At 41.6% G+C, this 13,254-nt stretch carries 13 protein-coding genes; 4 read left to right on the top strand and 9 right to left on the bottom strand.

Annotation, left to right across the window (positions count from 1 at the left end; translation table 11 throughout):
* Positions 1-11: 11 nt before the first annotated feature.
* The 5 genes from GPM24_RS13730 to GPM24_RS13710 form a co-directional block, all read right to left on the bottom strand.
* Entirely contained in the window at positions 12-380 is a 369-nt protein-coding gene (locus GPM24_RS13730) for a hypothetical protein (RefSeq protein ID WP_158827385.1), read from the bottom strand.
* A 170-nt stretch (positions 381-550) separates the two neighbouring features.
* Positions 551-1,267: a LytR/AlgR family response regulator transcription factor gene (locus tag GPM24_RS13725; protein ID WP_158827384.1), complete on the bottom strand. Its 717-nt coding sequence runs from the start codon at positions 1,265-1,267 to the stop codon at positions 551-553.
* Positions 1,260-2,300 (bottom strand): sensor histidine kinase, encoded by a 1,041-nt coding sequence (locus GPM24_RS13720; protein WP_158827383.1) that lies wholly within the window; start codon positions 2,298-2,300, stop codon positions 1,260-1,262. Before GPM24_RS13720 ends, GPM24_RS13725 begins: the two co-directional genes overlap by 8 nt.
* Positions 2,297-3,712 carry an alpha/beta hydrolase family protein gene (locus GPM24_RS13715; protein ID WP_158827382.1) on the bottom strand — a complete coding sequence of 472 codons (1,416 nt, stop codon included), beginning with the start codon at positions 3,710-3,712 and terminating at the stop codon, positions 2,297-2,299. Before GPM24_RS13715 ends, GPM24_RS13720 begins: the two co-directional genes overlap by 4 nt.
* A gap of 321 nt (positions 3,713-4,033) precedes the next feature.
* The gene (locus GPM24_RS13710; RefSeq protein ID WP_158827381.1) at positions 4,034-5,197 is read right to left on the bottom strand and encodes a retropepsin-like aspartic protease; all 1,164 of its coding nucleotides are present in this window, start codon (positions 5,195-5,197) and stop codon (positions 4,034-4,036) included.
* Positions 5,198-5,541: 344 nt separating this feature from the next.
* Here GPM24_RS13710 and GPM24_RS13705 point away from each other — a divergent pair, with 344 nt between their 5' ends.
* The gene (locus GPM24_RS13705; RefSeq protein WP_158827380.1) at positions 5,542-6,672 is read left to right on the top strand and encodes a peroxiredoxin family protein; all 1,131 of its coding nucleotides are present in this window, start codon (positions 5,542-5,544) and stop codon (positions 6,670-6,672) included.
* 275 nt (positions 6,673-6,947) lie between these two features.
* On the opposite strand, the gene GPM24_RS13700 is transcribed toward GPM24_RS13705, so the two are convergent.
* Genes GPM24_RS13700 through GPM24_RS13690 form a run of 3 tightly spaced genes read right to left on the bottom strand, consistent with a single transcriptional unit; the run spans position 6,948 to position 9,534 of the window.
* Positions 6,948-7,862, bottom strand: a complete 915-nt coding sequence (locus GPM24_RS13700) for a helix-turn-helix domain-containing protein (protein WP_158827379.1) — start codon at positions 7,860-7,862, stop codon at positions 6,948-6,950.
* Positions 7,863-7,883: 21 nt separating this feature from the next.
* Entirely contained in the window at positions 7,884-8,621 is a 738-nt protein-coding gene (locus GPM24_RS13695) for an SDR family oxidoreductase (RefSeq protein ID WP_158827378.1), read from the bottom strand.
* A 7-nt stretch (positions 8,622-8,628) separates the two neighbouring features.
* Positions 8,629-9,534 (bottom strand): NmrA family NAD(P)-binding protein, encoded by a 906-nt coding sequence (locus tag GPM24_RS13690; protein ID WP_158827377.1) that lies wholly within the window; start codon positions 9,532-9,534, stop codon positions 8,629-8,631.
* Between the two features lie 125 nt (positions 9,535-9,659).
* Between GPM24_RS13690 and GPM24_RS13685 the strand changes: the two genes are divergently transcribed.
* The 3 genes from GPM24_RS13685 (at position 9,660) to GPM24_RS13675 (ending at position 12,200) form a co-directional block, all read left to right on the top strand.
* Positions 9,660-10,103 carry a hypothetical protein gene (locus GPM24_RS13685; protein WP_158827376.1) on the top strand — a complete coding sequence of 148 codons (444 nt, stop codon included), beginning with the start codon at positions 9,660-9,662 and terminating at the stop codon, positions 10,101-10,103.
* Positions 10,104-10,240: 137 nt separating this feature from the next.
* On the top strand, positions 10,241-11,281 hold the full coding sequence (locus GPM24_RS13680) for an NAD(P)-dependent alcohol dehydrogenase (RefSeq protein WP_158827375.1): 1,041 nt from the start codon (positions 10,241-10,243) through the stop codon (positions 11,279-11,281).
* A 10-nt stretch (positions 11,282-11,291) separates the two neighbouring features.
* Entirely contained in the window at positions 11,292-12,200 is a 909-nt protein-coding gene (locus GPM24_RS13675) for a helix-turn-helix domain-containing protein (RefSeq protein WP_158827374.1), read from the top strand.
* Between the two features lie 420 nt (positions 12,201-12,620).
* Here GPM24_RS13675 and GPM24_RS13670 read toward each other — a convergent pair.
* Positions 12,621-13,254: helix-turn-helix domain-containing protein (locus tag GPM24_RS13670; RefSeq protein ID WP_158827373.1), on the bottom strand; the 634-nt coding region annotated here is incomplete at its 5' end.

Raw genomic sequence — 13,254 nt, 5'->3', positions numbered from 1 at the left:
GATGATATGCTTTATACCTTGGGAGGCTGAAAAATGGAGTTAAAGCCTTGCGGAAGCGAGAAGCCAGCTTCCGGCGTAAAGAGTTTTTTACCGATTTGAGGTTTTAACCTGGGAAGTTGAGTGGTAGTACAAATAGCAACCTGGAAGCTGTTTTTCTGGTCTTCTCTCTCCTGCTTCTTTTCCTTTTCGGCAGCCTGCTGTACTTTCTTCATAAAATAACAGCGCCCGTTGCAATGCATCCACGGGCGGGCTTTATTTACACAAAGATTTTCGGCAATGTACTTTTGGTTAACCTCAAAACCGGCATAAACTACAAAGCGTGATAAGCTGGAACCTATCAGCGCAATCATCAGCGTTATAGCAATAAACCGGTTTAACATTTGGCGGTAAAGTTAATCATTAATTTGATTTGGCATATTGCTTATCATGGTATTGGAACAACAGTTATTTAATATTATTGTTATTGCTTTAATCATCCCTTTAGCTGAAATCTTTCACTGAATATCAGATGCTTTTAAAAAAGGCACCTTAGATTATTCTATATTGCATTTTAAAAAAGGCTGAACACCTCTTTAAAACGGGCAACCTGCCTTCTGGAAACTTCAATCTGTGTACCATCACTAAGCACCAGTATTAACCGGTTTCCATATACCTGATCAACTTTTATAACGTGGTTTAGGTTGACAATTTGTTGCCTGTTTACTCTCATAAATTGGTTTGGATTCAGCGTTTCTTCCAATTGTTGTAATGAGCGAAGAATAAGCGGGCTGTTACCTGCAAACTGCACCTGCGAATAGTTGCCTTTTGATTCAAAATACCGAATATCTTTTAACGGCACCAGCCAGGTCTTTTGCTGGTCTTTGATAAATATGCGGTCGTGTGCACTTGGTGTACTGGCTTTAATAGGCAGGGTATTTAAGTTTAAAAGCGTTTTTTGCACTGCCCTGGCCAATCGCTCGGGCACGATGGGCTTTAGCAGGTAATCGGTAGCATGGTAATCATAAGACTGTAACGCATACTGCTCAAACGCTGTAGTGAAAATAACTGCCGGCAACTGCTGAAGTTGCTGCAATATATCAAAGCCGCTGGCACCGGGCAAATGGATGTCCAGAAAAATCAGGTCTGGTGCCAGGATCCTGATCAGCTCCAGTGCCTGGCTTACCAAATCAGTCTCGCCTATCACCTCGATTTCCGGATGAGCGCGCAGCAGTTCTTTCAACTCTATACGCGCCAGCCTGGAATCTTCAACAATTATAGCTTTAATCATTGTTAATGCAAATGGTTACTAAAACAAACGGTGCTTGCTCCTCAATGCTAAGACTGGCCTTGCCGGCGTATAGCAACCGGAGCCGTTCTTTAACATTATTTAACCCAATACCCAGGCTGTCTTCCAAATTGTTTTTTTGTTGCAATGTACCGGTGTTCTTTACTTTTAGGGTTAAACCGCTGCCTGCTCGTTGTATATCAATTGCTATTAAACCGCCACCTACTTGCAACGCAATGCCATGTTTAACGGCATTTTCTACCAGCAATTGCAAAACCATGGGTGGTATTCTCTCTTTCAAAGCTTCTTCATTAGCGTTTATCACATAATGCAGCTTCTCTTCGTATTGAATTTTGAGCAATTCCAGGTATTGTTCGATTATATTGAGTTCGTCTGCTACGCTGATTTCCCGACCTTCGGCATATTGCAGGGCGTACCTGAAAATTTCGGAAAATTTAGTGAGCATTTGCCTGGCCAAACTCGGATTTTCCAGAATCAATGCCCGAATATTATTTAGGGAATTAAATAGAAAGTGCGGGTTAATTTGAGACCGTAAGGTACCCAACTGCGCCTGCCGCACTTCGGCCTCTAACTGCCACTTCTCAACCTCCGATGTATGATAACGCCGCAACAGATTATACCCCAGATACACCAGATCCCAAGCCAGCATGATACCGGTCAAAGGAATAATATTGTAAAAGATAGGCATCGCCCCCAAGGAACTGCGTTCTTTGAACGGCAGCAGCATGATGATTAGGATCAATAGCCACACCGACGCCTGAACAAAGGCAGAAACAAGTAAAAAAGCAATTAGTCTGGCAGCCTTAATCTTTAGGTTAGATCGGCGTTTTTTAAGGTACGCCCTGTATAACGAAGTTACAAGTAAACCACCAGCAACCACGCCAGCAACATTAATGTAAAGGTTAAACGAACTGAAGTTGCCACTCGAGTACTGGGCCAGCCAGTTTAGAAAACCAATTAGCAACCAGCAGCCAATTTGCACCGGCCAAAACCAAGAACGACTACTATTGGTCATTTAAGTTGCTTTATCCACCTAGTCACTTTATTCATTGCCAAAGGGCTTACTGTTTCGCTGATTTGAGCATATTCTGTAACAGCGCCGGTAGTAGCTTGCTGAAATAAGTGATTTAAGCCAGTTAACGGTACAACTTCATAGCGCTTATTGCCTCCCTTTTGCAATGCTATTTTAATGCCTGCCAGGTTAGTGCTGCCTTGTACCTGCATATCTAGCGTTCCGTTTAGGGCTAGTACCGGGCAGGTCAGTTTTTGAAGATTTATGGCTGGCTGGTAAGCAATAAAGTACCTGAACCAGGGCGCGTACATTTGCCTGGCTGTTCGCTGTACCACATCTTCAATGCTCTGACCACCAAGCGCCTCTTTGGGCATAGTGCTCAACTGTGCATACATTACTGAATCCATCTTTAATTTAAACGCTGGAAGAGCTATATCCTGATACCGATTCATGGCTGCAAACAATTTGGCATTGGTAGCTGACGATTGTGCAATTACGTTTTTGGGCGCTCCTGATAAACGCATTTGATCTTTGCTTTGCTGAATCATCAATTCTGTGATAGGTATACCCGGAGCCGCAAGCAGTACTGCAAATTGAATTGCTTTGTTGCGGGCCGCAACCATTGGTGCAATCATTCCGCCTTCGCTATGCCCCATCAAGCCAATTGAAATGCCTTTCATATCAGGCCTTGATTGTAAATAGCTTACTGCAGATTCTGCATCATCAGCAAAATCGGCACTGGTTGCCTTACTAAAATCGCCGGTTGATTGACCAATACCGCGGTCGTCATAACGTAATACCGCAATGCCGTTCCTGGTAAGCCAGTCGCTCCATACCAAAAAAGGCCGATGATTGAATTGGGCAACCTCCTCGTTGCGATTTTGCGGGCCCGATCCACTAATTAAAATAACTACTTTGCTGGGTTTAGTACCGCTGGGCATGGTTAGTGTGCCTGCCAGTGTATTACCGGCTTTTTTGTTACTAAATGTTACCTCTTCTTGCCGGTAAGAAAATGAAGTGGGATCTTGTGGGCGTTTGACTGGTGCAACCTTTTTCTCTGTTGGCGGGATGGTGGTCAATACCAACGGAAAGCTGCCACCGCCCTGCGCAAATGTCCCCGTAATTTTATTACTATCAGCTTGGTAAGTAGCTGTATATTTTAAACCAAATTTGGAAACTTCAATACTAAGCTGATTGCCATCCACCTGTGTTTTGTCGGTAGCCAAGCCAAATGCGCCCTGATCGGGGCTATCCATAGTACTTGACCACACGTCGCCGTTTTTTGCAATATGAAAAACGATGTGCAGTTGCGAACCTGAGACATTTAAAGCTCCATACCAGTTTCCAGCAATAGTTTGCCCATAGCCGGTTATGATACTTAATAAGAAGAGTAAAGTTGTAAAGAGTTTTTTCATGTTGTGATTTGGATTATAGGTCAAATATGCTGGCTAGACAGGTAACCTAGAAAAGAATTGTGCTGAACGGCTATATAAAATGATAAACGGTTCATATGGGCTTAACTGAGCAATTACAATAGTTATGTTTCGGGAAGGTAGAAATGTTAAATCAGAAATTATTTATTTCAATCTACACAAATCATCGTCACTACAATAATGCAGATAATATTTATAGACCTGACAATTACCTATCCAATGACCGATTTAAAATCAGTAGCATAGTATATAAAAAACGAGGAGAATGACAGCCACAAACATTTTGTTACTATTAGTTCTGCTTTATACACCGTTTTTCTTTTGGTCGGCATATTCGGTGTCATAAAAATGGTTTGGCTTGAGATAAATAATATTCTTTTGAAAGTCCAGTACTGTATTAAATTTTTTCAAGACGTCGCTGCCTAAATAGTGAACATTGACCCCTGGCATAGGTTTACCTTGTGTCATGATTTGAGACGGAACGTTTTTAAGTTGAAACTTTCCAATTTTCAAACTTTCCAAATTAGCGGTGATGACGGGCACCTCATTGCCTTTAGTTCCGTGCATGATTACTTTCTTGATAACAACCATATCCTTGGTTGGGAATCGGGATGCGGTGAGCACGTCAGGATCCAGCATCAAAGCTTTTTGGTAGCCTAAATCAAAGAAGAATAAGCTTTTACTTCGGGTTCCGCTTTGCAAAATCTCACTTTCAATAAATGGCTTGTTTTTAATGTAAGTGAGTTTAAATTTTTCATAATGCTTATCGGCCAGAATTTGCTTAGGCATTTTGGAGTGAACAATCATCCGCTGGTTATCATAGTCCAATTCGACGATCATCCCATCGAACAAGTTCCAACCTAGCAAGCCGTCTACCTCATTACCCGCTATGGCAATATCGTAAATTGCGCTTTTGAAAACCCTGTTTCCGATTTTTATATCGTGGGCGGTGCTATAGAGCTTGGGTTGCGACTTCACTTTTTGATTTAATGCATCAGTAGTAATGCAGATCTCCGTTGCGCCGCTATCGAAGTTTAACATCAACGAGTCTGTTCCGTTAAGTACGACAGGGAGGTAGTTGGTATTGAATCGGTTAATGGAAAAGGGAATAGTATCCCGAATGGCAAGTGTCAGCTTACTAAAATCTTTCATCTCAGCGCTTTGAATTCTGGTAACACAGGAGTCCCTACCATTCAGCAGAACAATAAAATCTTTATAGCTTCCGGGTTCTAATTTAAAGCTGAGAGAGTCGATATCTGTTTTGAACTTCACCCAAACCGGCTTACTTAGCTTACCGGTAGAATGAACGTCTAACTTTATTTTCGGATTGATCCCCCAGTTTGATACGGCATTATTGTATTCGTAAATTTTCGCCTGATTAGAAATGGCTTGGATAACCGGTAGCTTAGTTTGAGAGAGAGCCCAAAATCTGAGTAATATAAATAACAAGGTTAAGAAGTATTTCATGTGAAGGTTTCTTTATCTATAAATATACAACTTTGTTTTACCACATACATCAGGCGGTATTCTTTAAACTCAGAAGGTAAACGTACAAAGGCAGATTGCTTGTTACTAAGGAAACGGCAAATAAGAGGGAAGATGCGTTCTTAAGATATTCACTTATCTGCTGAAATAAAACGTTATTATTTTCTACAATCAAACAATTTGACAAGTCCAGCTTTTCCGTTGAAGCCAGGCGGAGCATGTTGAGTAATTCAGCATAAAATACTGATATTTAACATAAAATAACTAAACAAGAGGTTGAATTACGCTCGTTATACGCTATCATTGTATCTAACAAACCTAACCAAATGAAAACCTATCTGTTATTCGCTTTTATGTTGATCAGTTGCTTTTTTAAGGTTGAAGCGCAATCTCTGGAAGCAACTGTAAACAAATTAAAATCTATTGACAAGGCGAGCTTTACAGAAATTGTAAAATTTAAATTTTCTTTTCAGGACGAGTTTTCGGTTGATACGTTTAAAACTCATGTGGCCTTTATACCTGCTGAAAAACAAATTGGCGGGCATTACAGCATAAGAGGTAAAAGCGATTCTTATTTGTTTGATGGAACCAAAGCAGTATGGTTAAATTTACGGGATACGACGTATAAAATAACAACTAACGCCGTAGGCGGTCAGCACACCCGTACAATACTTTATTGGGAAAAAGAAATTACAAAATATCTTAACTCGCCCTCGAAAATAAGGCGGCAACCTGACACTATTATAAACAAAGCCCCTTACAATCACTATTTAGTAACACTGACAGACACCATTCAAAATAATAAACGTGTTTATGATTTTGCGGATATAATAACCGCTAAAACAAATGGTTTACCTTACATTATCAGAACAGATTTTAAAGGTTTTGCTGATGATGGCGCTTACATGGGCATGTTTGAAGAACATACGTTTAAAGACTATAAATTTAAAAAGGCAGATTTTCCGGACCTGTCTACAGCTATAGTACCTCAAGGGTTCAAATTGCCAGTCAAAAAAGCCCCCGTGCCTATGCTAACAGAAGGCACCATTTCCCCTAATATAAAACTTACTGATTTAGCTGGTAAAGATTTTACCTTGGCCAGCCTACGCGGCAAACTGGTGTTGCTGAATTTCACTACAGATGGCTGCCCGCATTGTATTAATGCGGCACAAATGCTAACCCGATTATATGATGAATATAAAAGCAAAGATTTAGAAATTATAAGCATTTACCAAACCAACTTCAATAGTATCAAGTCTGTAACTAAGTTTGATGCTAAGAACGGTATAAAATATCCAAGTTACCTGACTGATGCCTCTGCCGCTAATGTGTATCACATAAACGGTTATCCAAACTTTTACCTGTTGAACAAGCAGGGCGTAATTGTACAAGCCTACGAAGGCTTTTATGCCGAATTAGAAAGTCAAATTATTGAGAAAATGAAAACGATTAAATAATAATTCTTCACCTTTAAAGTGGCCCGCTTTATATGTGAAAGTAGAGATGCTAAGGATTTTTTGCAGTTGCCCGAAACAGTGTTAGCCCAAGTGAAGTAATAAAATCGTCGAGCCTAAGCAATTGCATTCTTGATGATAACGTCTTACCGATATGAAGCAGTTAATACGGCTCACTGGTTTGATGGCTATTAATGTTAATTACCGAACCCCATAAGTTTACAGTAATTAGGTTTGTCAATAACATTAGCGCCTTCAGGCTTTCATTTAATAATCATCTAATTAAATGAAAGCCTGAAAGCTACTGGCGATAATTTTACCTTGTTTTTAAAAAGGCGGGTAAACGATTGGGGATGTTCGAATCCTAATAAATAGGCGATTTCTGCTACTGATCGGTTTGACGTTGACAATAATTCTTTTCCTTTCTCAATCAACCTTTGCTGTATCAGTTGCTGCGCGTTCTGACCGGTCAACGCCCGTAGCATATCACTTAGATAGTTTGGTGACAAGTTCATTTGGTCAGCTAAGTACTGAACGGACGGCAAGCCATTAGTTACCGCCTGATTTTGATTGAAGTAAGCATCAATAATCATTTCTATTTTTTGCAATTGTTCGCGAACAACAGCCTTGCGCGTGATGAACTGACGTTTGTAGAAGCGGTTGCTGTAATTTAGCATCAATTCGAGTTGTGATATGATCACATCCTGGCTAAAGTCATCAATACGACTGTTTAATTCTTCGTCAATGATATTAAAAACGGTCATGATGGTTTTTCTTTCCTGCTCCGACAAATGCAAAGCCTCATTAGCTGCATAAGAAAAGTAGCCATATGATCTGATACTTTTGGCCAGTTGATAAGACAATAGAAAATCAGGGTGGAACAGTAACATGCAACCTTCTGTTGGTGATCCGTCCGGACTTTCAAATACCTGTCCGGGCGAGGTGTATACCAAGCCGCCTTCCCCAAAATCATAATAGTGCTGCCCGTATTTTGCATGACCGCATATATTGGTTTTGTAAGCAACCTTGTAAAAGTCCATAACTAATGAGGATGGCAAAGCATTGGGCTCATAACGCATATCTGCTATATTGATAAAACTCACCAAAGGATGTTTGGGCGCAGGCAGCCCAAACATCCGGTGAAAGTCGGTCAATGAATTCAATCGATGCAATGACACTTCTTCCTTTTTCATAGGTTAAAAATAGGCAATTATTTACCAGGGTGTTTCACCGGTTTCCGGATTATGTTCATCTGCCAGAAACTTACCTGTCGGACCATCAGGGCCAATCATGGCATACTTGGCTATACGGCTGCCACCTTCCTGAACGCTGCCGGTACCACGGTGACTATTAAAATCTGTCGCTACAAAACCAGGGCAAACAGCGTTCACCTTAAATGGCGTATCCTTTAAACGGTAAGCCAGGTCAATGGTATACATGTTCATCGCTGCTTTTGAAGATGGGTAAAGCGCCGCCTTATGTTCATAGTACTGCCATGTGGGGTCACTGTGCAAGGTAAGCGAACTACCACTGGAAGATACATTGACAATGCGCGGTTCGGCTGACTTTCTTAGCAGATCAATAAACGCCTGTGTTACCCTGATTACGCCATACAAATTCGTATCAAACACCTCTTTGTACTGATCAACACCTGCTTCGAGAGATGACTGCGGAAACCCTCCGTTGATACCTGCGTTGTTTATCAATACGTCAAGCACCTCTGTTTTGCTGCCAATTATTTTTCTGGCGGATGCTACTGACTCGTCGCTTGTCACATCAAGTGCCACTACCTGGACCTGATCCAAGCCTTCAGCTTTTAATTTTTCCATAGCAGAATTACCGTTTTCTAATGTTCTGCTACCTAAGTAAACATAATACCCCTGTTGTAATAACTGACGTGCGGTTTCGAATCCGATGCCCTTATTGGCACCGGTGATTAATACTTTTTTCATGATTGACTTATTTTTGGTGATAAATTTTTGCGAACTCCCGGGCAAAATCGCTGAATTTGGTTTTGCCTAATTGCGGCCTGTTGCGATACATATCCTCATATAATGAACCGCTGCCCTGTGCTGCCTGCATGGCAATAAACCCATGGGCAATCCATTCATTCATGCCGGCATTTAACATACCATCCAGCATTTGTTCTTTGGAAATGACCTGCCATTGGAGTTCCGGTACGCCGATCGCTTTTCCCAGTATCCGGGCAACTTCATTGTGTGATACTTCATCACTGGCCAAGTAGCGGACTGTTCTGCCCGCAAACGGTTTCTCCATTTCTTCGGCAACAGCTTCCGCAATATCTTCTGCAGCTACCCAAGGCTCTTTTTGGTCACCTCCGTAAGTAGACACAATAGCGTGATTTTTTCTGATAGAATCGAGACTTCTGTACAGGTTGCTGTAAAAGCCAACAGGCCGCATGAATTTGATGTACACATCTTCCGGCAATTGACTTAGAATACCTTCAACTTTATTATGCAAATAAAGGCTGCCCGTTCCTGTATCGGTATGAGCGCCGATACTGCTTAGGTGTACTACCTTTTTAACACCAGAACGCTCAACAGCTGTTTTGTAATTATTGCCAATTTTCTCAAAGGCTGATACAAAGTCGACGTCCTTGTCAAAGATGCTGCCAATGCCTTCCCATGCCTCCATCAGGTAAACAATGTCAGCACCTGTAAACGCACTTGTTAAAAACTCCAAGTCAAAGAAGGTACCTATCGCCGCTTTGCCACCGAGGGCTTCTATCGCTGGTATTCGCTCCGCTTTACTGCTAATGACGGTAACCTGGTGCCCTTTTTCAACCAAGTTGGCCGTAAGCGGCTTACCGATATGGCCCAAAGAGCCGGTGATTACTATTTTCATATTGTTCAATTTTCTTTATCCAAAATTGAACATTGCCCCTCCCCTTTAACTAACCATATCAGGGTATTACTTAACCGTATTGTGTGTTGAGTGTCTTACACTTTATGACCGCCATCCTTATTTAAATGAATAAGAGATTATTTAAATTGATATTCCTGGATGCCATGTCAATGCAAGATGGTCAGAGTGCTTTAGACCTCAGTCCGGATGATATTAAGGCTTACTTCATCAAAGCGGCAAAGGAACATGACAAGGGCTTGAGTATTCCATTTTTTAACAGTGACTTTTTTGGTGTGACAAATGCGCATAATATTAAATGGGCTAATAGCCGGTTGACCGCGCAACCATTTAAAACGTTTGCTCAACCACTTAGGTTAAAGCATATATACGGCAATCACAAACCCTTAATCTACATCGCCTGTACCGGCCCGGAGTTGCGTGCAATCAAGCCGTTCGCCAATCATGCAAAAGCCAACAAAAACTGGAAATACCTGGAGTTAAATACAGGCCACGATGCGATGATCACGATACCCGTTGAACTTGCCGAGATGTTGCAATCATTAAAGTAAAATAGTGCCCAATTTATAATGACTAAGCGTCTTAGCCTAATTCCAAGGCAATCGAAAAATTGGATACACAATACCCGGGTTTGGATAGGTGCCAGCTATAGTAACCGCTTACTTTTGACTTATTAAATAAGCAATTTATGATACCAGCAAAAGGATACGCGGCTCAAACGGCAGAAAGCCCTTTAGCACCCTGGCAGTTTGAAAGACGTGCGCTAGGCGCACACGATGTACAGATCGAGATTTTATATTGCGGTGTTTGCCATACAGACATACATTTAACTCGCAACGAGTGGTTTCCCGGTATTTTTCCGATGGTGCCCGGCCATGAGATTGTGGGGCGGATTAGCGCAGTTGGCGACCACGTGAAAAAGTTTAGCCTGGGTGACTTGGGGGGTGTTGGCGTCATGGTAGATTCCTGTCGCGAATGCGAGGACTGCCAGAACGGGCAGGAACAATTTTGCACTGTAGCACCGGTACAAACCTATAACAACCTGGGCCACGACGGTTTACCGGCTTATGGGGGCTACTCGGACTCAATTGTGGTCAATGAAGATTTCGTTCACCACATTTCAGAAAAGTTAAACTTGGCTGCAGTGGCACCATTGCTATGTGCTGGTATTACTACCTATTCTCCTTTAAAAAAGTGGAACGTAGGCAAAGGGCATAAACTGGCCGTTGTGGGCTTGGGTGGCTTAGGGCACATGGGGGTTAAATTTGGCCGTGCATTCGGCGCCGAAGTTACTGTGATCAGCACATCGCCCAACAAGGAAGCGGCTGCCAAGCAACTCGGCGCACATCATTTTATCATCTCCAAAGATGAGGAACAGATGAAGGCGGCATTCAAGAGCTTTGACTTTGTATTGGATACCGTAGCCAGCAATAGCGACATTAATCCATACTTGAATACCCTTAAAACCAACGGCGTTTATATTAATGTCGGTCTGCCGTCAAAGCCCTGGGAAGTGGCTTCATTTTCACTAGCTGTAGGCAATAAGGTGATTGCTGGTTCGGGTGCGGGCGGCTTATCCGAAACGCAGCAAATGTTGAATTTTTGTGCGGAGCACAATATTGTATCGGATATTGAATTGATCGATATCAAAGACATTCATACCGCTTATGAACGTATGCAGAAAGGTGATGTAAAATACCGGTTTGTTATTGATATGAAAACCATGTAATTTTAAGAGAGTGAAACAGCCGTATCTTATTAATTCTATATCCGAGCAGCACAGGCTGCTCGGCTTACCCAAACCAAAGCATCCGATGATCAGCGTTTTCAGGCATGAACATACCCGGTATGATAGTTTGGTGGAATTGCAACATTTTACGCTAAACTTTTACTGTATATCGCTTAAAAAGGATTATGATGGTAAACTGAGGTATGGTCAGCGTCATTATGATTTTGATGAAGGCATGATGGCCTTTATTGCACCCCATCAATTGTTGATGAAGCTAGATCCCGGCTCCAAACCGCCCGGCGGCATGACGCTGATGTTTCATCCCGACTTTGTTGCGAACACACCGCTTGCTGCTAAGATCAGAACCTACCATTTTTTTTCTTATGAACTAAATGAAGCCTTGCATTTATCAGCTGACGAAGAGGCGGTCATTGAGGGATTGTTTAACAACATTGACAGGGAGTACCAAACCAGCATCGATAGTTTTAGCCGGGATGTGATGGTCGCACAAATCGAGTTGCTGTTGCAATATGCCAACCGCTTTTACGCCAGGCAGTTCATCACCCGTAAAGTAGCGAACGATGAGATACTGATCCGGCTGGAAAACTTACTGGACCAGCATTTTAACAATCAGCAACTGACACAAAAGGGCGTACCTGCTGTACAAAATATTGCCAGGGAACTGAACATCTCAGCGGACTATTTAAGCGATATGCTGCGCGCAATCACAGGTCAAACTGCACAACAACATATTCATGCCAAGTTGATTGAAAAAGCCAAAGAATTGCTGACAACTACTAACATGCAAGTTAGTGAAGTGGCGTATTATTTGGGTTTTGAGTACCCGCAATCTTTTAATAAGCTGTTTAAGAACAAAACCAGCATGTCGCCTCTGGAGTTTAGATCCAGTTTCAATTAGTTTTGAATGATTGTACCGGAGCAAGCCTTTAAAACAAGCATGAGTAAAATCGAAAATGCAGTCTTTGTCAAAAGTTGGCCAATCACAAACTAACACCTTGTATTACATCTTACTCAATTGCGATAAAATGTTTTTTTACTGGATGTGAGGATTGTTGAAACTATTGTCAACCGCAGTGCATCACAATTTAAGTTCCTATCATAAACAGCGAGTCGTCACTTACCAATAATAGGTAGCCGCATGTTCAAAGACATAGCCCTGAACAGTTGCGGTTTCTTGCCATATGATCGCAAGCAATAGATTTAATTACCATATCAGTATACCAAAATTGCAAGTTACTTTTTTGAAATTGTTAATGTGAAGCAGAACTTCGTTTCTTCGCTGCACATGTAAATTCAATGATATAAACTGAGCACTCCCTTATTGCGCTACCAATTCAGTAGGTGTCATTCCGAAAAGCTTTTTGAAAGAGAATGAGAAGTGTGACAGGTTCTCGAAACCGACTTCCAGATACACCTCCGATGGGCGTTGCTTTTGTTTCGAGATTAAATAATAGGCTTGTTCCAAACGCTTTTGTTGCAACCATTTTTCGGGCGTTGTATCAAATATTTTCGTAAAATCCCTTTTAAACGTGGAAAGACTTCGGCCCGTAAGTTTGGCAAAAGATGATAGCGGTATGTTATACTTATAATTGTGGTTCATGTAAGTTTCCAGATCTATTTTATACGGCTCCTGAAAATCAAATAAAAAGCTTTGGAAAGCATCACCCGTTTGCAGCAGTAATTCAATGGCTTCCAAAGTCTTCAGTTCCGCAACTCTGGCAGTGAACTTTTCGGGCTGGTCAATATAAGGTAACAGGGAATCAAAAAATGCTTTTAAAAACCGGTTTCCGCTCAGATCAATCATCGCTTTTCCTTTATAGACACTTTGTTTACGAATGTCGTTCTCTGTTGCGTACCGATGTAATATATCCTGGTTCAGAAAAATGCTGACCAATGAAGGCGGTTCACCGTTTGGCCCTGCTTTCTTGAGTTTTTTGAACAACTGATTCCTT

It is taken from the genome of Mucilaginibacter lacusdianchii (assembly GCF_009770985.1).
GTDB lineage: Bacteria > Bacteroidota > Bacteroidia > Sphingobacteriales > Sphingobacteriaceae > Mucilaginibacter > Mucilaginibacter lacusdianchii.
Note: the sequence above shows the minus strand (reverse complement) of the source record. Positions and strands in the feature narration are given on the sequence as shown.

Coding starts and splice junctions, on each gene's coding strand:
- GPM24_RS13730 (WP_158827385.1), bottom strand. CDS start 380: ATGTTAAACCGGTTTATTGCTATAACGCTGATGATTGCGCTGATAGGT.
- GPM24_RS13725 (WP_158827384.1), bottom strand. CDS start 1,267: ATGATTAAAGCTATAATTGTTGAAGATTCCAGGCTGGCGCGTATAGAG.
- GPM24_RS13720 (WP_158827383.1), bottom strand. CDS start 2,300: ATGACCAATAGTAGTCGTTCTTGGTTTTGGCCGGTGCAAATTGGCTGC.
- GPM24_RS13715 (WP_158827382.1), bottom strand. CDS start 3,712: ATGAAAAAACTCTTTACAACTTTACTCTTCTTATTAAGTATCATAACC.
- GPM24_RS13710 (WP_158827381.1), bottom strand. CDS start 5,197: ATGAAATACTTCTTAACCTTGTTATTTATATTACTCAGATTTTGGGCT.
- GPM24_RS13705 (WP_158827380.1), top strand. CDS start 5,542: ATGAAAACCTATCTGTTATTCGCTTTTATGTTGATCAGTTGCTTTTTT.
- GPM24_RS13700 (WP_158827379.1), bottom strand. CDS start 7,862: ATGAAAAAGGAAGAAGTGTCATTGCATCGATTGAATTCATTGACCGAC.
- GPM24_RS13695 (WP_158827378.1), bottom strand. CDS start 8,621: ATGAAAAAAGTATTAATCACCGGTGCCAATAAGGGCATCGGATTCGAA.
- GPM24_RS13690 (WP_158827377.1), bottom strand. CDS start 9,534: ATGAAAATAGTAATCACCGGCTCTTTGGGCCATATCGGTAAGCCGCTT.
- GPM24_RS13685 (WP_158827376.1), top strand. CDS start 9,660: ATGAATAAGAGATTATTTAAATTGATATTCCTGGATGCCATGTCAATG.
- GPM24_RS13680 (WP_158827375.1), top strand. CDS start 10,241: ATGATACCAGCAAAAGGATACGCGGCTCAAACGGCAGAAAGCCCTTTA.